The sequence below is a fragment of the Nocardia albiluteola genome, assembly GCF_018860155.1.
Classification (GTDB): domain Bacteria; phylum Actinomycetota; class Actinomycetes; order Mycobacteriales; family Mycobacteriaceae; genus Nocardia; species Nocardia albiluteola.
This window is the reverse complement of record NZ_JAHKNI010000002.1, coordinates 356,226-374,451: the sequence shown is the minus strand read 5'-3', so window position 1 is coordinate 374,451 and position 18,226 is coordinate 356,226. Positions and strand designations below refer to the sequence as shown.

Genomic DNA, 18,226 nt, shown 5'->3' with positions numbered 1-18,226 from the left:
CTATCGCAGGGGATCGCGCAGGCCGATATAGAGGGCGACCGCGCAGACCAGCACGATCACCACCGTCGTAACCGTCACTGCGCGGCGGGAATGTGCGTCCTGCCCTTCTCGCAGTAGACGATTGCGCTCGAAACACATCAGCGCGAGCACGCCGAGCACGACCGCGGCAGCCAAGGGCGCCGCCGCCGCGTGGCGCCAGCCATTGGAGACCGCGTGATTGATGAACAACGCGGCCGTGCCCATCGCCGACACCGCGGTGCGGCGCCACGACAGCGCCGTGCGCTCGCGCGCCATGCCGGTATCCGGCGCGGGAGCAGTCACCCGATCAGCACCGCTATGGCCGCCAATACCGAAATGATCGCGATGCCCCCCGCCAGCAGCGGGACCATGACGGTGCCGCCGAGGGGTTCGCCGCGGCGCATGGCGGCCTCGATGCCGCGCCAATGCCGGTACGCGCCGACGGCCACCATCACCGCCAGCACGATGCAGCTGACCGCGAGCGCCCGCCGCAATCCGGCATGTTTGAAGGGTTGAACCAGCGTGTGCACGGCGACGCCGCCGGCGAGCAGCCCGAGGGCGGTGCGAATCCAGGCCAGGAACGTGCGCTCGTTGGCGAGGGTGAATCGGTAATCGAGCTGCTCGCCGGGACCCGAATTGCCCGTGCTCGAGGACATCTACACCGCCTCTCCGGCCGATGCTAACTTCCAGCAACCGAGCATAGCGCCGAAATCAGGCCAGGCCCCACGCCCGCCGGATGTAGGTAACCTGCGCGGCGATCGAGGTGACTGTCTGGGCGAGGTCGAGCGTCGCGGAACCGAGGCCGATGATCGGATGATCTCCCATGATGCGCTCACTCCTCGTCGTCTTCCTTATTGCAGTTCTACTGTAATACAAACCCTCCCGCCCGGCACTATGCCGCGCACCACAGCACCGGTGCGGGGACGGCACCTCTCAGAAACCCCTTGTACTGCAGTTATGATGTAAAAATTTGGTGGGAGAGGTGGAGTAGTCATGGTCGAGGGGAAAACGCTGCCGGACAACGGCGCGCGCCCGCGTCGTCGCCGCAATCCGGAGCAGACCCGGCGGGCCATCGTCGAGGCGACCCTCGCGGCCCTGTCCGAGGGCCAGTTCCTGCCCACCACGAAGGACATCTCCGCGCGCTCGGGCGCCTCGGAGCGCAGCATCTTCGTGCATTTCCCCGGACGTGACGATCTGCGGCTGGCGGTCGTGGAGGAGCAGGCGAGCCGGGTCGAGGCGCTGATCGAGGACATCGACCCCGTCCTGCCGCTGTCCCAGCGCATCGACGAGGTGGTGCGGGGAAGCGCGGCGGTCTACGAGCTGCAGCGCTTCCCCCGCCTGGCGGGCCTGATCGAGGCGCACACGGTGCCGGGCGTGGATGCGCGAATGCACGAGACGGAGCACAGGATTCGGGAGTCGCTGTCGCACACCTTCGCCCCCGAGCTCGCCCAGGACGAGCAGCTGCTCGACCTCGTCGAGGCCGCGATCGGCTGGGGTGCACAGCATTACCTGATCGAGCGCCGCCGGCTCTCGCGGGAGGCCGCCTCGAACGCGGTGCGCCGCAGCCTCACCGCGCTGCTGGCCGGCTGAGGCTACCCGGTCTGGTTCAGTCCGCCCAGCACCTTGGCCGGGCGCACCCGGACGATCAGCTCGCCGGGTACGCCGTTGCGCTTGCCGAATTCGTCGGCCCTGTCCCGGCCCATGTACCGAGCAGCGATCTCGGTGGCCGTGCGCAGCAGCTCGCCCGGATCCTCGGAGACCGTCGCGATGCCCTGGACCTGGATGTAGCCGTACGGCAGCTCGTCAAGATCGACACATACCGCCACCCGGGGGTCGCGCAGGATCGCCCGGCCCTTCGCGGACTCCTTGCCGGTGTTGAAGACCAGCTCGTCACCCTCGAGGATGAACCAGACCGGATTGATGACCGGCCGGCCGTCGGCGGTCGCGAAGGCGACCTTCCCCGTGCGCGTGCCGTGCGTCAGGAATTGCCGTACTTCTGGATCGGATATGGACAACATGGGCACGAGCGTACGGGGATATCGCCTGAGCCCGCGTCGACACGAGCACGCCATGTCCGCCCTGCGCGGTGGCCGACACGTCACCGGACGCGACTCATCAGGGGATGCGGCGCAGCGAGCGGGTATGAGCCCGGGCGCACGGCGAGCGCAGTGAGGCGGCATGGGCCTGAGGTAAGCCAGGCGAGCGCGAGCCGAGGTGACTCACCGAGGCACCGCACGGACGCCGGAGCCGAGCGAAGGCGAAGAGCCCGGCCTCACAGCGCGCCCCGTTCGCGGGCGCGGGCCACCGCCGAGGTGCGCGACTTCACGCCCAACTTCGAATAGATATGCACCAGATGGGATTTCACGGTCGTCTCGCTCAGGAACAGGCTCTTGCCGATCTCCCGGTTGGAGTGCCCGTCGGCGACCAGCCGCAGTACCTCGATCTCCCTGGGGCTCAACGTCGTATCGGGTTTGCGCACCCGGGTCATCAGGCGCGAGGCCACCGAGGGCGACAGCACGCTCTCCCCTGCCGCGGCCGCCCGCACCGCGGCCAGCAGCTCCGGCGGCGGAGTGTCCTTGAGGATGTAGCCGCAGGCGCCGGCCTCGATGGCGCCCAGGATATCCGCATCGGTGTCGTAGTTGGTGACGACCAGCACGTTGGGCGGATCCGGCAGTGCGCGCAGGGCACTGGTCGCGTCGACCCCCGACTTCCCCTGCCCGAACCGCAGATCCATCAGCACCAGATCCACTTCCGTTGTGCTGCAGACGGATACGGCCTCCTCGGCGGTGGGTGCTTCGCCCAGCACCTCGACGTCCGCGGCGGAGTCGAGCAGCGCACGCAACCCGGCCCGCACGATCGCATGATCATCGGCGAGCAGTAGGCGGATCATCGCGCCTCCCGCGGACCGTCCGCGGGCTGCGCCTGGCCGACCGGACACCCGACCGTGCCGGGCGCGGGTATCGCCGCACCACCCCCGGGATCCGCCTCGGTATTGCCCGGATTCGGTTCAGCAGCAGCGGAATCGGACATGCCCCCGGGACGAGGTGCGTCCGCATCGGCCAAGCCGAGACGGGCCTCCGCATTCGTGCCGCCCGCCGGCATCGGGAACGACACGGTGACCGCCGTGTGGCCCGGCTCGCTTTCCACGTCCATGCTCCCGCCCTGCTGCTCGACGCGGCTGCGCATGGCGTTCAGCCCGAACGTACCGCGCGCGAAAACCGCCGGATCGATGCCGATTCCGTCGTCGACGACGTCCAGATGCACGCCGTCCTCCGCGTAGGTGAGGGTGATCCGCATGCGCTGCGCGCGGGCGTGCCGCACGACATTGGAGACCGCGCCCTGCGCGACGCGAACCAGCGCCGCCTCGATCGGCATCGGCAGCCGCTCCGGCTCGCCCTCCACCAACACCCGGGTATCGAGCCCGGGCGCGCTGGCGCGCTGGGCGATTCGCTCGAGCGCGCCCACCAGCGACTGGCCCTCGAGGGCGGCCGGGGTGAGCTCGGCGATCAGCTGGCGGGTCTCGGCGAGATTGTCCGCCGCGGTCTCGCGCGCCAGCCGGATCTGTTGCCGCGCGGGATGATCCGGGGCCACGCCCTCCGCGGCGTGCAGCAGCATCTGAATGCTGGACAGCCCCTGCGCGACCGTGTCGTGAATCTCCTTGGCCAGGCGCTCGCGCTCGGCGAGCTTCCCTGCGGTGCGTTCGCGTTCGGCCAGGGTGGCGCGGGTGGCCAGCAGCTCGTCGATGAGGCGCTGCCGTTCGGTGGCCTCCCGGTACAGCGCCCGATACCCCATGCCGATGGCGACCGCGACGGCCGCGCCGAGCACCGGACCGATCACCCCGCCCGCTGTCCACCCCCGGTGCGCGCTGAATCCGACCACCGAGATCGCGGTCGCGGCCACGACCGCCGTCAGGCCCCAGTTCCGCGGCAGCAGGTGCAGATAGAGGAAGAACAGCCCGAAGACCAGATAGACCGCCTCGGGCTGCAGGGCGACGAGCCCCAGCCACATCACGGTCAGCCCGCCCAGCCACACCCGCGCGGCCGCGGGCCTGCTGCGCAGCGCCGCCCCGCCGAAGTAGGTGAGCAGGAACAACACGGCCAGCACCAGCACCGGCACCCGGTGCTCCCCGCCCGGCACCAGCGCCCGCACCACCACGTACGCCGTCAGCGCCACCATCAGCCCGTGCAGGCAGGCCTGCAGGGCGGCGAAGACGGGGGCGAGGGGTGAGCGGTGCACAGTGCCAGCTTATGCAGGGTTACCGCCGCGGCATCCATCGAAAGGTGGAAACGCACCCCTCCCTCGGCAGGGGCGAGATCCGATCGCAGTGGCGATGATTCCGGGCCGCATCCGGAACAGGCTGTAGTCATGTTCGTAGCACTGAGAGATCTGCGAGCCGCCCGCGGCCGCTTCGGGCTCATCACGCTGGTCGTCGTCATGGTCGCCCTGCTCGTGAGCTTTCTGAGCGGCCTGACGGCGGGCCTGGCACACCAAAACATATCGGCACTGCAGCGGATGTCCGGCGACACGGTCGTGTTCGCCGACACCGGTTCCGCGCCGTCGTTCGATTCCTCGGCACTGACCGCGGATCAGGTACGCACCTGGCAGCGGGCCGGAGGCAGCGTCGACCCGGTCGGCATCAGCCACTCCCAGGCCACCCGGACCGGCTCGGCTCCGGCCCAGGTGGCGCTGTTCGGCGTCGACGGGAACGCGTTCGGCAGCCACACGGCAACAGCACCGGGCACGGTCGAGCTGAGCGCGCCCGCCGCGAAGACCCTCGGCGCGTCGGCCGGCGACCGCATCGGCCTCGGGACCGGCACCTTCACCGTCGCGGCGATCGGCGGCGACGACTGGTACGCGCACACCCCGGTGGTATGGATGTCGCTGGCCGACTGGCAGGCGGCGGTTCCACACGGCGGCGCCGCGACGATCCTGGTCGCCTCCGGCGTGCACGACGCCGCCGCGGTGAATTCCGCCGCGCACACCGCCACGACGAGCGCGAAAGGCTCGCTGCAGGCGATCGGCTCCTACAAGGCCGAGAACAGCTCGCTCACCCTCATGACGGTCATGCTGTTCGCCATCTCCGCGCTGGTGATCGGCGCCTTCTTCACGGTGTGGACGATTCAGCGCACCCCCGATATCGCGACGCTGAAGGCGCTGGGCGCCACCACCGGCTCGCTGGTGCGCGATGCGCTCGGCCAGGCGCTCATCGTGCTGGTGATCGGCGTCGGGATCGGCGTCGGCGTTACCACGATCGCCGGAATGGCGATCGGCTCGGCGATGCCGTTCGTGCTCAGCGCCACCACAACCGTCCTTCCCGCCGCGGCCCTGATCGGCCTGGGCCTGCTGGGCGCCGCGTTCGCGCTGCGCTTCCTGGCCACCACCGACCCGCTCACCGCGCTCAACCAGGCCCGCTGAATCACGCTGATCCACAGGAGTTTTCGATGACCACCGCACTCACCGTCACCGACGTCACCCTCACCTACCCCGACGGCGGCGACCGCCTCACCGCCCTGGACCGGGTGAACCTGCGGGTGGACGGCGGCGCGATCGCCGCCATCACCGGGCCCTCGGGCTCGGGCAAATCCAGTCTGCTGGCCGTGGTGTCGACGCTGCAGCGCCCGGATGCCGGGCGGGTACTGCTCGAAACCGCCGGCCGCAGTGTCGATCTGGCCGCACTGAACCGTCGCGATGCCGCGGCGCTGCGCCGGGAGGAGATCGGCATCGTCTTCCAGCAGCCCAACCTGATTCCCGCCCTCACCGCCGTCGAGCAGCTGGAGGCGATGGGACAGCTGGGCCAGCGGGCGTTCACCCCGCGCCGGATCCGTCGCGAAACACATACCAAGGCAATGGATCTGCTCGATGCGGTCGGCCTGGCCGGGCAGGAGCACAAGCGTCCGGGGCAGCTCTCGGGTGGCCAGCGCCAGCGCGTCAACATCGCCCGCGCCCTGATGAACGATCCGGCCCTGCTCGTCATCGACGAGCCCACCAGCGCCCTGGACACCGAACGCGGCGCGGCCGTCATCGACCTGATCCTGCGGGTGGTACACGAGCATGCCGCGGCCACCCTGCTGGTCACCCACGATCGCTCCCACCTTCACCTGATGGATGCGGTGTATCGCATGGTGGACGGGATGCTCACGGTTGAGCAAACCGCCGAAGTGACTGTCTGACAATCAACGTCCCACGCCTACCTGGGTGTGACCGGCAGTGCGTCGGGCGACCCACAGCTACAACAGTCGCTGCGTGGTACGCGCCCAGGCATCTCGAACAGCTGCCAGCGCGATCTCAGCGCTGATCACCAGCCGAGTCTGCCCGGCCAATTGTGCGTTCCAGTCGTCTTCGTCCGGCGCACGATCGAACAATTGCGGGGCAGGGAGCCGGTTGGTCGGACCGTACTTCCGGTACAACGCCCCCGCAGCACCGTCGATCGCGCCGATCCCGCTCAGCGCCCAAAGATCCCACAGGTCGCGTGATGCGTGCCGGTCGTGCCATGTCACGGTCTTCCCCGCAGCAAAGGCCGGCAAAGTGGGCACGAACAGTTCGGCCGGTGGCACGTCGCTGTATCGCTGCTCGAGACCGCGGAGTTCAGTCGGCCACACCGTTCGGCCCCGGGCCGACAGCAACTGGACCTTGACCGACGCACCGGCTACGGAGCGTAGAATGGCGGCCCCGGTATCCGGGACATCGCTCAGTGCCGGTGCCCATTCCAGCCGACCGTAGCTCCGCGCGACAGATCGCGGCAAAGCAGCGTCGAGTTCGGCTGCCAGCTCCGTTCGGTTGCCCAACGCAACCAGATCGATGTCTTCACTGAGCCTGCCGCACACCAGATGTGTACGAGCAAGCGCAGTTCCGCCAATGAAGTGCAGCCGGTCGCCGAACCCGCGGCTGATTGCCGCCAGCAGATGGGAGATCAGATGATCGCGCTCAACCTGCTCCGGGGAAACCCCGAATTGAACTGCGACACTGTCACGTTCGTCGATACTCATGCCCCCACCCAACTATCCGCACGTCGAAGCGCCACACCCAGACGCTGATCCCTGGCGAGCTGGGCAAGTCTTGCCGAATCGCTACGCCGGTAGAGCGTCTCGATCGCCGGACGAACCTCCGCCTCGGCATTGCCCAGCTCCGGACGCCGGGCAAGATCGAGCACGGTCTGTTCCGGAGTCGTGACCAGCGCTGGGCCCAGGGGCGTTTCCACACGCTCAGCGTCGAGTGCCTGGGTGTCGCGGCGAACGAACCGCACCTGCGCCGGGCGGTCGATCAGTGGGATCGGCCGGTGTTGGCTCGGGACCGCGACAACCGCGGACGCCAGCGCACGAGGTACGGCTCCCAGCACGCGGGCAGCGCTGATGCCCATGACAATGGTCTGATCCGCCCCGTAAATCGAGGCCGCAATACCTGCGGCAGCCGCCTCGAGGCCAGGCAGCCAGGTCCGGCCGACGTAGTCCGGTGGGACGATGATGTAGTAACCGTGAGCAACGCGGTACAGCACACCCCGATCGACGAGCCGCGCGATCTCGGGCCCTGGTTGGGCATAGATTCCGGCCAAATCCTGCGGACGCACGGTGCGAAGCGGCGCCCTCCATAGCTCACTGGGCAGCAAGGTGCTGCGACGCTCGGCCACCAACATCACCTCCCGGGGAGTATGCATATTATTGGGCATAACCCAATGCAATGCATACTACCGGACCGTTGACCGCCTTCTTGTCTACCAGTGCGCTCCAACGACCAGGAGCAGAGCAGGACTACTCCGCGGGCTTGGGCATCTGCACCGCCGCATACCAATCCAGCAGGGCTGGATCGTCCACCGCGCTGCGTTCGACAATGCGCGCGGCGTCCGCACCCTGGAACAGCTTCTTGATCGGCACCTCGAGCTTCTTGCCCGTGCGGGTGTGCGGGATGCCGGGCGCGAGTATGACCTCGTCGGGCACGTGCCGCGGCGACACGTCGGTGCGGACAACGCCTTTGATCCGTCCCACGAGTTCCTCGGTGAGCTCGACCCCGGGCGCCAGGGTCACGAACAGCGGCATCCAGTAGCCGCCGTCGGGCTGTTCGGCGCCGATCACCAGCGCCTCGGCGATCTCCGGCAGCGACTCCACCGCCTGATAGATGTCCGCCGAGCCCATCCGGATGCCGTGCCGGTTCAGCGTCGAATCCGAGCGGCCGTGCACCACCACGCTGCCGCGTTCGGTCAGGGTGATCCAGTCCCCGTGCCGCCACACGCCGGGGTACGTCTCGAAATACGCGGCGCGATACCGTGATCCGTCCGGATCGTTCCAGAAACGGATCGGCATCGAGGGCATCGGCGCGGTGATGACGAGCTCGCCGACCTCCCCGCGCACCGGCGCGCCCGCCTCGTCCCAGGCATCCACAGCCGTCCCCAGGAACGGCACGGACAGCTCGCCGGGCCACGCCGGGACCGTCGGCGCGCCGCCCATGAACGCCGACACCACATCGGTGCCGCCGCTGATCGAGGCGACCTGCACTCGCTCACCGAGCACGTCGCGCAGCCACAGCGCGGAGGACTCCGGCAGCGAGGCCCCGGTGATGCCGACCGAGCGCAGCGCGGACAGATCATGATCGCGGGCGGGATGGGCGTCGGTCTTGATGCAGGCCAGCACGTAGCCGGGGCTGGTGCCCAGCACCGTGGTGCCGGTGCGAGCCGCGATGTCCCACAGCGCATCCGGGGCCGGATGAGCCGGGCTGCCGTCGTAGCAGACGATGGTCGCCCCGACCAGCAGCCCGGCCACCTGGAAGTTCCACATCATCCAGGACGGGCTGGTGTACCAGAAGAACACGTCGCCGGGGCCGATATCCGACTGCAGCGCACTGGATTTGAGATGCTCGACCACGACACCGCCATGGCCGTGCACGATTCCCTTGGGCAGGCCGGTGGTGCCCGAGGAGAACAGGATCCACAGCGGATGGTCGAATGCCACCGGCTCGGTGGATATTTCGGCGCCGTCGGGCGCGCTGGCCGATTCCCAGTCCAGCGCACCGGGCACCGCGCCGCCCAGCCGCGAGACGACCACCGTGGCCCGCAGGCCCGGCAGTCCCGCACGCAGGCTGGCGATGTCCTCGCGCTTGTCGTGGGACTTGCCGCCGTATCGGTAGCCGTCGGCGGTCACCAGCACCACCGGCTCGAGCTGCCCGAGCCGGTCGAGCGCGGCCTTGGCCGAATAGTCCTGCCCGCAGGCACTCCAGACCGCGCCGATGCTCGCGGTCGCCAGGAACGCGATGACGGCCTCGGCGATATTGGGCAGATAGCCGACCACCCGATCACCCTGCGTGACACCGTTCTCGCGCAGGGTACGCGCGAATGCCGCCGTCCTGCCCAGCAATTCGGACCACGACAGCTCGGTGAGCTCGCCGCCCTCGGCGGCGGACACGATCGCGGGACGCTCCGTGGTGGCGTGGCGCGCGATCTGATCGACATAGTTCAGCCGCGTCCCGGGGAACCACCGCGCCCCGGGCATCCGGGTGTCCGTCAGCACCTGCTCCGGGGCCGGGCCGAGCTCGAAGTACTCCCAGAGCGCGCCCCAGAAGCCCGGCAGATCCTCGACCGACCACTGCCACAGCGCGTGATAGTCGGGGAAATCCAGGCCGGTGCGGCCGGTCACGAAGCGCGCGAAGTCCGTGATCCGCGCGCCGGCGATGTCCTGGTCACTGGGCACCCACTGCGGCTCCATGCCATTTCCTTCCTGCGTACCGAACATCACCGATCATGCCCGTTGCCCGCCGACGCGGGCCGGGTTCGGTGCGATAGGCCCACCCACGCAGTGCCCATCAGTGGTCCCCGGGGACGCGCCGAAGTATCCGTTCCGCGTGCTGGATGACCGGTCCGTCGATCATGCGGCCCTCGAAGGCGAAGACGCCGCGATTCTCCGGCACCTGCGCCAGCACCCGGCGCGCCCACTCCGCCTCCTCGGCGGTGGGCGCATAGGCCGCGCGGATCACCGGCGCCTGGCTCGGATGGATCGCCACCTTGGCATCGAAGCCGACCGCCACCGCGTCCTCGGACTCCGCACGCAGCCCGTCGAGATCGCGGAAGTTCAGGTACACCCCGTCCAGGGCGAGCCTGCCGTACGCCTTGGCCGCGAGCAGCGTGGTGGACCGCAGATGCCGGGCGACGTCGCGGTAGCTGCCGTCCGCATGCCTGCTGGCGGTGCCGCCGAGCCCGGCGACCAGATCCTCCGCGCCCCACATCGTCGCGATGACATTGCCGGCGCGGACGGTCTCGTTGATCGTCAGCGCGCCCAGCGGCGATTCGACCAGCGCGATCACCTCGAACTCGGCCAGCGCCGAAACCTGTTCGAGGGACTCACATTTGGGCAGCATCACCCGCCGGTACGCGGTCTCGGCGAGAGCGGCGAGGTCGGGCGCGTGATCCGCGGTCGCCGCGGCGTTGACGCGCACCACCGTGCGCTCCGGGTCCAGCGGCGTGGCGATCAGCGCGGCCCGGGCCGCCGCCTTGTCCGCCGGGGCGACGGCATCCTCGAGATCGATGATCACCACGTCGGCGGCGGCCGCGGCCTTGGCATACCGTTCGGGCCGATCCGCCGGGCAGAACAGCCACGCCGGTCCGGGCGGCTCCCACCTCACGCCGTGACCCCGTCGTCGTCCTTCGGCGCCAGGCGCACCATCGTCTTGCGCGAGGCCGTGGCGACCACGTCGCCGTGCTGATTGCGGCCGGTGTGGGCGAAGGTCACGATGCCCTCTCCGGGACGGGATTTCGATGGCCGCTTCTCGGTGATCACGGTTTCCGCGTACAGCGTGTCGCCGTGGAACAGCGGCTTGGGGAAAGCGATATCGGAGAAGCCGAGATTGCCCACGATGGTGCCCTGCGTCAGCTGCGCCACCGACAATCCCACCAGGGTGGAGAGGGTGAACATGGAATTGACCAGGCGCTGATTGAACGGCGGCAGCGCATCGGCGAACGCGGCGTCCAGGTGCAGCGCCTGAGTGTTCATCGTCAACGTCGTGAACAGCACGTTGTCGGCCTCGGTGATGGTGCGGCCGGGGCGGTGCTCGTACAGCACGCCGATCTCGAATTCCTCGAACCACAGCCCGCGCTGCACCACCCGGCGCACCGGCTCCGGCGACGTCACAGCCCCAGCTCCCGCCCGATCAGCAGCAACTGCACCTCGGTGGTGCCCTCGCCGATCTCCAGGATCTTGCTGTCGCGATAGTGCCGGGCCACCGCGTAGTCGTTCATGAATCCGTAGCCGCCGAAGATCTGCGTAGCATCGCGCGCGTTGTCCATCGCGGCCTCGCTGGCGACCAGCTTCGCGATCGCGGCCTGCTTCTTGAACGGCTTGCCCGCCAACATCAGGGCGGCGGCGTCGTAGTACGCGGTGCGGGCCGCGTGCGCGCGGGCCTCCATGCGCGCGATCTTGAAGGCGATGGCCTGATTGCGCCCGATCGCCTGCCCGAAGGCCTCCCGCTCGCCCGCGTAGCGCACGCTCTCGTCCACGCAGCCCTGCGCCGCGCCGACCGACAGCGCCGCGATCGCGATGCGGCCCTCGTCCAGGATGCGCAGGAAGTTGGCGTAGCCGCGGCCGCGCTCGCCGAGCAAATTCTCCTGCGGCACACGGACGTCGGTGAAGCTGAGCGGATGGGTGTCCGAGGCGTGCCAGCCGACCTTGTTGTAGGCCGGTTCGGCGACGAAGCCCGGGGTGTCCGCGGGCACGAGGATGGTCGAGATCTCCTTGCGCCCCTCGGTCTCGCCGGTCACCGCGGTCACGGTCACCAACCGAGTGATGTCGGTGCCCGAATTGGTGATGAACTGCTTGCTGCCGTTGATGATCCAATCCCCGCCGTCGAGCACGGCCGTGGTGCGGGTACCGCCGGCATCGCTGCCCGCGCCGGGTTCGGTGAGCCCGAAGGCGCCCAGGGCGCGGCCGCTGGCCAGCTGCGGCAGCCACTGCTGCTTCTGGGCCTCGGTGCCGAACCGGTGAATCGGCATGGCGCCCAGGGAAACCCCGGCCTCCAGCGTGATCGCCACGCTCTGATCGATCTTGCCCAGCTCCTCGAGGGCCAGGCACAGCGCGAAGTAGTCACCGCCCATGCCGCCGTACTCCTCCGGGAAGGGCAGCCCGAACAGCCCCATCTCGGCCATCCCGGCGACCACCTCGTACGGGAAGGTGTGCTCGGCATCGTGTTTCGCGGCGACGGGGGCGACGACCTGGCGCGCGAAGTCCCGGACGGTCAGCGCGAGGTCGCGGTACTCCTCGGGCAGCGTGCCCGTGGACAGGAAATCGGTCATGCGCGGATACCCTTCGTACTCTGTGCCGCGCGAGGTGTGCTGCGGCGCAATGGTGGTCGGTTGTGGCGCCGTGAGCGGCGGCCATGTCTGCTCACCGGGACTCCCCGGCCGGCTGATCGGACGACGCCTCGGGTTGATCGGCGGGCACGATGCGGGCCAGCAGCTGGTCCAGCTGCACCTGCGTGCCCGGATCCACCAGCAGCTCAACGGTTCCCGCGGCCGGCGCGGTGAGGGTGTGCTCCATCTTCATGGCCTCGACGACCACGATCGGATCTCCGGCCGCTACCACCGCGCCCGACGCGGCGGGGGCCGCGATCACCGAACCCGGCATGGGGCTGCGGATTTCGGCCTCGCCGACGTGATCGGCCGCGGCGCGTGCCGCGATCTCGGCGACGATGCGCAGGCTCGCCACGCCCCCGGACCGGTCCGCCGCGATCCACAGCCGGCCCTCTCCCTCGGCCACCCGATAGCCGCGGCGCACGCCGTCGAGCACGAGGGTCAGCTCCGTGCCCTCCAGGGTGGCGGACAGCGTGTGCCGCGCGGGAGTAGCCGGAGCCTGCTCGGTGGCCTCATCCTGGATCCACGCCTCCGCCCGATCCGGGCGGCCCGCGATGTACACGTGCGCCCTGCGGTCGCCGTCGCTCAGGCGGATGGTCGTCGGGGCCGGTGCGCCGATCCGCCAGCCGTCCGGAATATCCCAGGGCCCCTGCGGATCCGCGGGCCAGCGCCGCAGCCAGTCGAGCACCGCCGCGGCGATGAAGCGGTCGTCCGGCGCCGGCGCGGGCGCGTAATCCACCGCGCGCTCGTCCAGCAGCGCGGTATCCAGCCGTCCGGCAACAACATCCGCATCGGCGAGCAGGAATCGCAGGAAATCCACATTGGTCTGCACGCCGAGCACCTGCGTATCGCCCAGCGCCCGATCCAGTGCCGCTATCGCCCCGGCTCGATCCGGCGCGTGGGCGATCACCTTGGCCAGCATCGGGTCGTAGTCGCTGCCGATCACCGCGCCCGCGCGCAAGCCCGAATCCACCCGCACGCCCGCGCCGTCCGGCTCGGACAGCGCGAGCACCGTGCCGCCGGTGGGCAGGAAGTCCCGGCCCGGATCCTCGGCGTAGACGCGCGCCTCGATCGCGTGCCCGCTCAGGCGGATGTCGGACTGCTCGACGGCCAGCTTCTGCCCGGCGCCGATCCGCACCTGGCTCTCCACCAGGTCGACGCCCGTAATCAGTTCGGTGACAGGATGTTCCACCTGCAGCCGGGTGTTCATCTCCATGAAGAAGAACTCGCCCGGCCGCTCGGCCGAGACGATGAACTCCACCGTGCCGGCGCCCACGTAGTCGACGCTGCGCGCGGTGGCGCAGGCGGCCGCGCCGATCCGGGCCCGGGTGGCGGCGTCCAAGAGCGGCGAGGGCGCCTCCTCGATCACCTTCTGGTGCCGCCGCTGCAGGCTGCATTCGCGCTCGCCGAGATGCAGCACGTGGCCGAACCGGTCGGCGAGGATCTGCACCTCGATGTGGCGCGGGCGCGTGACGAACCGCTCCAGGAACAGCGTGTCGTCGCCGAACGCGGACGCGGCCTCACGCCGCGCGCTCACCAGCGCCGCAGCCAGCTGTCCCGGCTCGTCGACCCGCCGCATCCCCTTGCCGCCGCCGCCGGCGGACGGCTTGACCAGCACGGGATAGCCGATTTCGGTTGCGGCATCGATCAATTCGGCGTCTGTGAGGCCGGGACGCGCGATGCCGGGGACCACCGGAACGCCGAAGGCGGAGACGGCGTTCTTGGCGGCGATCTTGTCGCCCATGATCTCGATCGCCCGGACGGGCGGCCCGAGGAAGACGATTCCGGCCGCGTCCAGCGCGGCCGCGAAGGCCGGATTCTCCGACAGGAACCCGTATCCCGGGTGCACGGCCTGCGCACCGGTGCGTACGGCGGCCTCGACGACGCGCTCGATGTTCAGGTAGCTGTCGCGTGCGGGCGCGGGCCCCAGCCGGACCGCCACGTCGGCGTCGCGCACGTGCCGCGAACCCGCGTCGGCGTCGCTGTAGACCGCGACCGAACGAATTCCCATGGCGCGCAACGTGCGGATCACCCGCACCGCGATCTCGCCCCGGTTGGCGACCAGAACGGTATCGAATGGCACGGGACCGCCCCCCTCCATCTGCAAATTGTCCATCATCACCCTCACATCCGGAACACGCCGTAGGAAACGGGATCTAGCGGCGCCTGCGCGCACACCGAGAGGGCAAGGCCCAGTACGGTTCTGGTGTCGGCGGGATCGATGACGCCGTCGTCCCAGAGCCGCGCGGTCGAATAGTACGGATTGCCCTGCCGCTCGTACTGGTCGCGGATCGGCGCCTTGAACGCCTCCTGATCCTGCTCGGTCCAGGACTCGCCGACCTGCTCGCCGCGCACCGTCGCCAGCACCGAGGCGGCCTGCTCGCCGCCCATCACAGAGATGCGCGCGTTCGGCCACATCCACAGGAAGCGCGGCGAATACGCGCGCCCGCACATCGAATAGTTGCCCGCGCCATAGGATCCGCCGATCACCACCGTCAGCTTCGGCACCCGCGCGCAGGCCACCGCGGTCACCATCTTGGCGCCGTGCTTGGCGATGCCCCCGGCCTCGTAGTCGCGCCCGACCATGAAGCCGGTGATGTTCTGCAGGAACAGCAGCGGCACCTTGCGCTTGTCGCAGAGCTCGATGAAATGCGCTCCCTTGACCGCGGATTCGCTGAACAGCACGCCGTTGTTCGCCACGATGCCGACCGGATGCCCGTGAATGCGGGCGAAGCCGGTGACCAGGGTGCGGCCGTATTCGGCCTTGAACTCGCCGAATTCGCCGCCGTCGACCAGCCGGGTGATCACCTCGCGCACATCGTACGGCGTGCGCAGATCGACCGGCACCACGTCGTACAGCTCGTCTTGCGGCGCAACGGGTTCGGCGACCGGCTCGATCGCCCAGGGGCCGGGCTCGCGCGGGGGCAGCGTGGCCACGATCCGCCGCACGATCCGCAGCGCGTCCTCGTCGCTGTCGGCCAGGTGATCGGTGACTCCCGAAGTGCGGGAATGCAATGCGCCGCCGCCCAGCTCCTCGGCGGTGACCACCTCGCCGGTGGCCGCCTTCACCAGCGGCGGGCCGCCCAGGAAGATCGTGCCCTGATCCCGGACGATGACCGCCTCGTCGCTCATGGCCGGCACGTACGCCCCGCCCGCGGTGCACGACCCCAGCACCGCGGCGATCTGCGCGATGCCCTGGGCGCTCATGGTCGCCTGGTTGTAGAAGATGCGCCCGAAATGCTCCCGGTCCGGGAAGACCTCGTCCTGCCGGGGCAGGAAGGCGCCGCCGGAATCGACGAGGTAGATGCAGGGCAGGCGGTTCTGCAGCGCCACCTCCTGTGCGCGCAGGTGCTTCTTGACCGAGATCGGGTAGTAGGTGCCGCCCTTGACCGTCGCATCGTTGGCGACGATGACGCACTCGCGCCCGGACACCCGGCCGATGCCACTGATGACTCCCGCGCCCGGGCATTCGTCGTCGTACATGCCCGTGGCCGCGAGCGGCGAGAGCTCCAGGAACGGGCTGCCCGGATCCAGCAGCCGGTCCACCCGCTCGCGCGGCAGCAGCTTGCCCCGCGCCACGTGCCGCTCACGCGCCCGGGCGGGTCCGCCGAGCGCCGCCGTGGCCAGCCGCTCCCGCAGATCCCGCACGAGGTCGAGATGTTCGGCGCGGTAGCCCGTCGCCGTGGCATCCGCGTCCCGAGTAACCGTCATCACACCATCCTGCTCGATCGGTTAGTCGCCAATAACTGGAATTCAAGCTAATCTCAATTAACCGAGATGTCCAGGATTTCCGAAAAGAGGCGCGATGACCAGCAGCGATTCGATCGCGCCCACCCGGCGCGAGCAGCTGAAGGCGCAGCGGCGCGCACAGCTGCTGGAGGCCGGGGCCCGGCTCATCGCCGATCGCGGCTTTCCCGGGGTGCGCCTGGACGATCTGGGTGCGGCCGCCGGAATCAGCGGCCCGGCGGTCTACCGGCACTTCCCGAACAAGGAGGCCCTGCTGGTCGAGCTGCTGGTCGGCATCAGCCAGCGCCTGCTCGAGGGCGGCAGAACCGTTGCCGCACAGGCTCTCTCGCCACAGGAGGCGCTGGCGGGCCTGATCGACTTCCATCTCGATTTCGCCCTCGGCGAGCCGGAGCTCATCCGCATCCAGGACCGCGACCTGGACAATCTCCCCGATTCGGCCCGCCGCCAGGTCCGCCGCACCCAGCGCAGCTATGTCGAACTCTGGGTCGGCGTGTTGTGCGGTGTCGATCCGGAGCTGAGCGAGTCGACCGCCCGCGTGCAGGCCCACGCGACGTTCGGCCTGATCAACTCCACCCCGCACAGTGCCCCCGCGGCCCTGGCCACCCGCGCGCGTCCGGTGTTGCGCGCCATGGCATTGGCCGCCCTCGGGCAGTAACTCAGCGAATTCGACTCGGCCGCAGTAGTGTCGGGCGCGGTGCTCGTTGTTGGCCACGGCGAAGCTGTCCGTTCACTCGGTCGGCTCCCGCGGCCGACCACCCGATGAAGGAGTGATCTCCGGACTACCTCGGGGATCAGAAAAGACAGGAAAGTAAAGATATGCGTCGTGCCCTGATCAAGACCGGAAGCGCGCTGGCGGTCATCGCCGCACCGCTGGCCGCCATGGCCGTCTTCGCCGGCGGTGCCTCCGCCGATGCGAACGTGCCGGTTGCTCACCCGGTTGCCAACACGATTCCGCTGGAGCCGGTGGCCACGAACCCGCACGCGAAGTACCCGGATCCGACGCTGAACGGCGCGGCGGCGGGCGCGGCGATCGGCTCGGCCACGGGATCGTTCGTCGACCCGCTGCCCACCCTGCTGGGCGCGGCGATCGGCGCCGGCATCGGTGCGGTCGACCCTCAGGTGGTCCCGCAGGTGCTGCCCTGATCGGGTAGACCCCAGGACCACCGGGGCCGGGCGGCATGCGCTGCCCGGCCCCGGTGCTTTCCCCGTCTCAGTCGCGCCGCAGTTCGCGCTCGGCGGTCGCCATCACGTTCTTGATGCCCAGAACCACCATGGGCGCCATCGCCAGTGTCCACAGATCGCCGAATATCGGTGCGGCAACCTCGAATTCGGTGCGCCAGCACATCCGGGTGCCGTGCGCGACATCCCGGAACGTCATGAGCCCGTCCAGATAGCGCAGCGTCGGGTACGAACTGAGCAGCTTGTAGCGCATCATCCGCGGCGGGTCGTATTCGACGATCTCCTCGGTGACCCGCACGAACGGCGTCACCAGCAGCCGCACCGCGCCGACGCCATGCTCGGCCACGTCGCCGGGCCGCACCAGCATCACCCGCCGGATGACCGGAACACGCTGGTAGTTCGTCGCGTCGGTGAGCCAGTCGAAGACGTCTGCCGCGGGCGCACGGATGGTGCGCTCGAGCGTCACCGTGCGCATCGGGACTCCGTTTCGGGCTGGGCGGGGGGCTTGATTCGCTGCGCAGCCTACGGTGTGAATCCCGCACTCGGCCAGACAAATCGGCCGAATCGATGCGGTTTCGATATCGGCCCTTCTCGCGGCGATCACGGATCAGCATGCGGCAGGGACCTTTTCAGATCACCGGCAGAAGGGTATCGGGGCCGATCGACGCAAACCGGTCCGGACAGCACGACGAATGTGACCGTCCAACACCATGATCAACTGGAGGCGTCGTCTCGCAGGCCCCAGCGGTCGTCGAAACGGTTATCCCCCGGATCCCGATCGGCACCTGAAGAACGGGCGATCCTCCGCCGACCAGGCCTCAGCGTCCCAGAACCGGCAATAACAAACCGATACCGGCCGTAACACTGAACGGCCGAATACCGCCTGCTAGCTACGATGGCGACCAGGAATACCCAGGAAGCGCCGCCACGATGACACCGACCGCTCCGGCGCCCCGCCAC

The 18,226-nt window shown here is 69.3% G+C and carries 19 protein-coding genes; 5 read left to right on the top strand and 14 right to left on the bottom strand.

What is annotated here, in order from left to right:
• Together KO481_RS07730 and KO481_RS07725 are read right to left on the bottom strand one after the other, a co-directional pair.
• Positions 1 to 321 carry a DUF202 domain-containing protein gene (locus KO481_RS07730; protein ID WP_215916298.1) on the bottom strand — a complete coding sequence of 107 codons (321 nt, stop codon included), beginning with the start codon at positions 319 to 321 and terminating at the stop codon, positions 1 to 3.
• On the bottom strand, positions 318 to 674 hold the full coding sequence (locus KO481_RS07725) for a YidH family protein (RefSeq protein ID WP_215916297.1): 357 nt from the start codon (positions 672 to 674) through the stop codon (positions 318 to 320). The genes KO481_RS07730 and KO481_RS07725 overlap by 4 nt, the downstream gene beginning before the upstream one ends.
• Positions 675 to 1,011: 337 nt before the next feature.
• Between KO481_RS07725 and KO481_RS07720 the strand changes: the two genes are divergently transcribed.
• On the top strand, positions 1,012 to 1,608 hold the full coding sequence (locus KO481_RS07720) for a TetR/AcrR family transcriptional regulator (protein WP_215916296.1): 597 nt from the start codon (positions 1,012 to 1,014) through the stop codon (positions 1,606 to 1,608).
• Between the two features lie 2 nt (positions 1,609 to 1,610).
• Here the strand turns inward: KO481_RS07720 and KO481_RS07715 are convergent, their stop codons facing one another.
• The 3 genes from KO481_RS07715 to KO481_RS07705 all read right to left on the bottom strand — a co-directional run bounded on the left by KO481_RS07715 (position 1,611) and on the right by KO481_RS07705 (position 4,254).
• Entirely contained in the window at positions 1,611 to 2,036 is a 426-nt protein-coding gene (locus KO481_RS07715; RefSeq protein WP_215916295.1) for a PPOX class F420-dependent oxidoreductase, read from the bottom strand.
• A 254-nt stretch (positions 2,037 to 2,290) separates the two neighbouring features.
• Positions 2,291 to 2,908, bottom strand: coding sequence for a response regulator transcription factor (locus tag KO481_RS07710; RefSeq protein ID WP_215916294.1), 618 nt, complete (start codon positions 2,906 to 2,908; stop codon positions 2,291 to 2,293).
• On the bottom strand, positions 2,905 to 4,254 hold the full coding sequence (locus tag KO481_RS07705; protein ID WP_308166413.1) for a sensor histidine kinase: 1,350 nt from the start codon (positions 4,252 to 4,254) through the stop codon (positions 2,905 to 2,907). Before KO481_RS07705 ends, KO481_RS07710 begins: the two co-directional genes overlap by 4 nt.
• 129 nt (positions 4,255 to 4,383) lie before the next feature.
• On the opposite strand from KO481_RS07705, the gene KO481_RS07700 reads away from it, so the two are divergent.
• Both KO481_RS07700 and KO481_RS07695 read left to right on the top strand, forming a co-directional pair.
• Complete coding sequence (locus KO481_RS07700; RefSeq protein ID WP_215916293.1) at positions 4,384 to 5,433, top strand: ABC transporter permease; 1,050 nt, start codon at positions 4,384 to 4,386, stop codon at positions 5,431 to 5,433.
• A gap of 26 nt (positions 5,434 to 5,459) precedes the next feature.
• Entirely contained in the window at positions 5,460 to 6,188 is a 729-nt protein-coding gene (locus KO481_RS07695) for an ABC transporter ATP-binding protein (RefSeq protein WP_215916292.1), read from the top strand.
• A gap of 57 nt (positions 6,189 to 6,245) precedes the next feature.
• Here KO481_RS07695 and KO481_RS07690 read toward each other — a convergent pair whose 3' ends face one another.
• The 8 genes from KO481_RS07690 to KO481_RS07655 form a co-directional block, all read right to left on the bottom strand.
• Positions 6,246 to 7,004 carry a nucleotidyl transferase AbiEii/AbiGii toxin family protein gene (locus KO481_RS07690; protein WP_215916291.1) on the bottom strand — a complete coding sequence of 253 codons (759 nt, stop codon included), beginning with the start codon at positions 7,002 to 7,004 and terminating at the stop codon, positions 6,246 to 6,248.
• Positions 7,001 to 7,648: a type IV toxin-antitoxin system AbiEi family antitoxin domain-containing protein gene (locus KO481_RS07685; protein WP_215916290.1), complete on the bottom strand. Its 648-nt coding sequence runs from the start codon at positions 7,646 to 7,648 to the stop codon at positions 7,001 to 7,003. The genes KO481_RS07690 and KO481_RS07685 overlap by 4 nt, the downstream gene beginning before the upstream one ends.
• Before the next feature lie 115 nt (positions 7,649 to 7,763).
• On the bottom strand, positions 7,764 to 9,707 hold the full coding sequence (locus KO481_RS07680) for an acetoacetate--CoA ligase (protein WP_215916289.1): 1,944 nt from the start codon (positions 9,705 to 9,707) through the stop codon (positions 7,764 to 7,766).
• A 97-nt stretch (positions 9,708 to 9,804) separates the two neighbouring features.
• Positions 9,805 to 10,620 (bottom strand): HpcH/HpaI aldolase/citrate lyase family protein, encoded by an 816-nt coding sequence (locus tag KO481_RS07675; protein ID WP_215916288.1) that lies wholly within the window; start codon positions 10,618 to 10,620, stop codon positions 9,805 to 9,807.
• Positions 10,617 to 11,126 carry a MaoC family dehydratase gene (locus KO481_RS07670; RefSeq protein WP_215916287.1) on the bottom strand — a complete coding sequence of 170 codons (510 nt, stop codon included), beginning with the start codon at positions 11,124 to 11,126 and terminating at the stop codon, positions 10,617 to 10,619. The genes KO481_RS07675 and KO481_RS07670 overlap by 4 nt, the downstream gene beginning before the upstream one ends.
• Positions 11,123 to 12,283 (bottom strand): acyl-CoA dehydrogenase family protein, encoded by a 1,161-nt coding sequence (locus KO481_RS07665; RefSeq protein ID WP_215916286.1) that lies wholly within the window; start codon positions 12,281 to 12,283, stop codon positions 11,123 to 11,125. Before KO481_RS07665 ends, KO481_RS07670 begins: the two co-directional genes overlap by 4 nt.
• Before the next feature lie 91 nt (positions 12,284 to 12,374).
• Complete coding sequence (locus KO481_RS07660; protein WP_215916673.1) at positions 12,375 to 14,441, bottom strand: acetyl/propionyl/methylcrotonyl-CoA carboxylase subunit alpha; 2,067 nt, start codon at positions 14,439 to 14,441, stop codon at positions 12,375 to 12,377.
• A 23-nt stretch (positions 14,442 to 14,464) separates the two neighbouring features.
• Positions 14,465 to 16,051, bottom strand: coding sequence for a carboxyl transferase domain-containing protein (locus tag KO481_RS07655; RefSeq protein WP_215916285.1), 1,587 nt, complete (start codon positions 16,049 to 16,051; stop codon positions 14,465 to 14,467).
• 94 nt (positions 16,052 to 16,145) lie between these two features.
• Here KO481_RS07655 and KO481_RS07650 point away from each other — a divergent pair, with 94 nt between their 5' ends.
• Positions 16,146 to 16,742 carry an SACE_7040 family transcriptional regulator gene (locus tag KO481_RS07650; protein ID WP_215916284.1) on the top strand — a complete coding sequence of 199 codons (597 nt, stop codon included), beginning with the start codon at positions 16,146 to 16,148 and terminating at the stop codon, positions 16,740 to 16,742.
• Between the two features lie 161 nt (positions 16,743 to 16,903).
• Complete coding sequence (locus KO481_RS07645; RefSeq protein ID WP_215916283.1) at positions 16,904 to 17,230, top strand: glycine zipper domain-containing protein; 327 nt, start codon at positions 16,904 to 16,906, stop codon at positions 17,228 to 17,230.
• A 67-nt stretch (positions 17,231 to 17,297) separates the two neighbouring features.
• On the opposite strand, the gene KO481_RS07640 is transcribed toward KO481_RS07645, so the two are convergent.
• Positions 17,298 to 17,741: an SRPBCC family protein gene (locus KO481_RS07640; protein ID WP_215916282.1), complete on the bottom strand. Its 444-nt coding sequence runs from the start codon at positions 17,739 to 17,741 to the stop codon at positions 17,298 to 17,300.
• Positions 17,742 to 18,226: the final 485 nt, after the last annotated feature.

Coding starts and splice junctions, on each gene's coding strand:
- KO481_RS07700 (WP_215916293.1), top strand. CDS start 4,384: ATGTTCGTAGCACTGAGAGATCTGCGAGCCGCCCGCGGCCGCTTCGGG.
- KO481_RS07690 (WP_215916291.1), bottom strand. CDS start 7,004: ATGAGTATCGACGAACGTGACAGTGTCGCAGTTCAATTCGGGGTTTCC.
- KO481_RS07640 (WP_215916282.1), bottom strand. CDS start 17,741: ATGCGCACGGTGACGCTCGAGCGCACCATCCGTGCGCCCGCGGCAGAC.
- KO481_RS07710 (WP_215916294.1), bottom strand. CDS start 2,908: ATGATCCGCCTACTGCTCGCCGATGATCATGCGATCGTGCGGGCCGGG.
- KO481_RS07680 (WP_215916289.1), bottom strand. CDS start 9,707: ATGGAGCCGCAGTGGGTGCCCAGTGACCAGGACATCGCCGGCGCGCGG.
- KO481_RS07720 (WP_215916296.1), top strand. CDS start 1,012: ATGGTCGAGGGGAAAACGCTGCCGGACAACGGCGCGCGCCCGCGTCGT.
- KO481_RS07685 (WP_215916290.1), bottom strand. CDS start 7,648: ATGTTGGTGGCCGAGCGTCGCAGCACCTTGCTGCCCAGTGAGCTATGG.
- KO481_RS07660 (WP_215916673.1), bottom strand. CDS start 14,441: ATGGAGGGGGGCGGTCCCGTGCCATTCGATACCGTTCTGGTCGCCAAC.
- KO481_RS07725 (WP_215916297.1), bottom strand. CDS start 674: ATGTCCTCGAGCACGGGCAATTCGGGTCCCGGCGAGCAGCTCGATTAC.
- KO481_RS07650 (WP_215916284.1), top strand. CDS start 16,146: ATGACCAGCAGCGATTCGATCGCGCCCACCCGGCGCGAGCAGCTGAAG.
- KO481_RS07655 (WP_215916285.1), bottom strand. CDS start 16,051: ATGACGGTTACTCGGGACGCGGATGCCACGGCGACGGGCTACCGCGCC.
- KO481_RS07645 (WP_215916283.1), top strand. CDS start 16,904: ATGCGTCGTGCCCTGATCAAGACCGGAAGCGCGCTGGCGGTCATCGCC.
- KO481_RS07695 (WP_215916292.1), top strand. CDS start 5,460: ATGACCACCGCACTCACCGTCACCGACGTCACCCTCACCTACCCCGAC.
- KO481_RS07715 (WP_215916295.1), bottom strand. CDS start 2,036: ATGTTGTCCATATCCGATCCAGAAGTACGGCAATTCCTGACGCACGGC.
- KO481_RS07665 (WP_215916286.1), bottom strand. CDS start 12,283: ATGACCGATTTCCTGTCCACGGGCACGCTGCCCGAGGAGTACCGCGAC.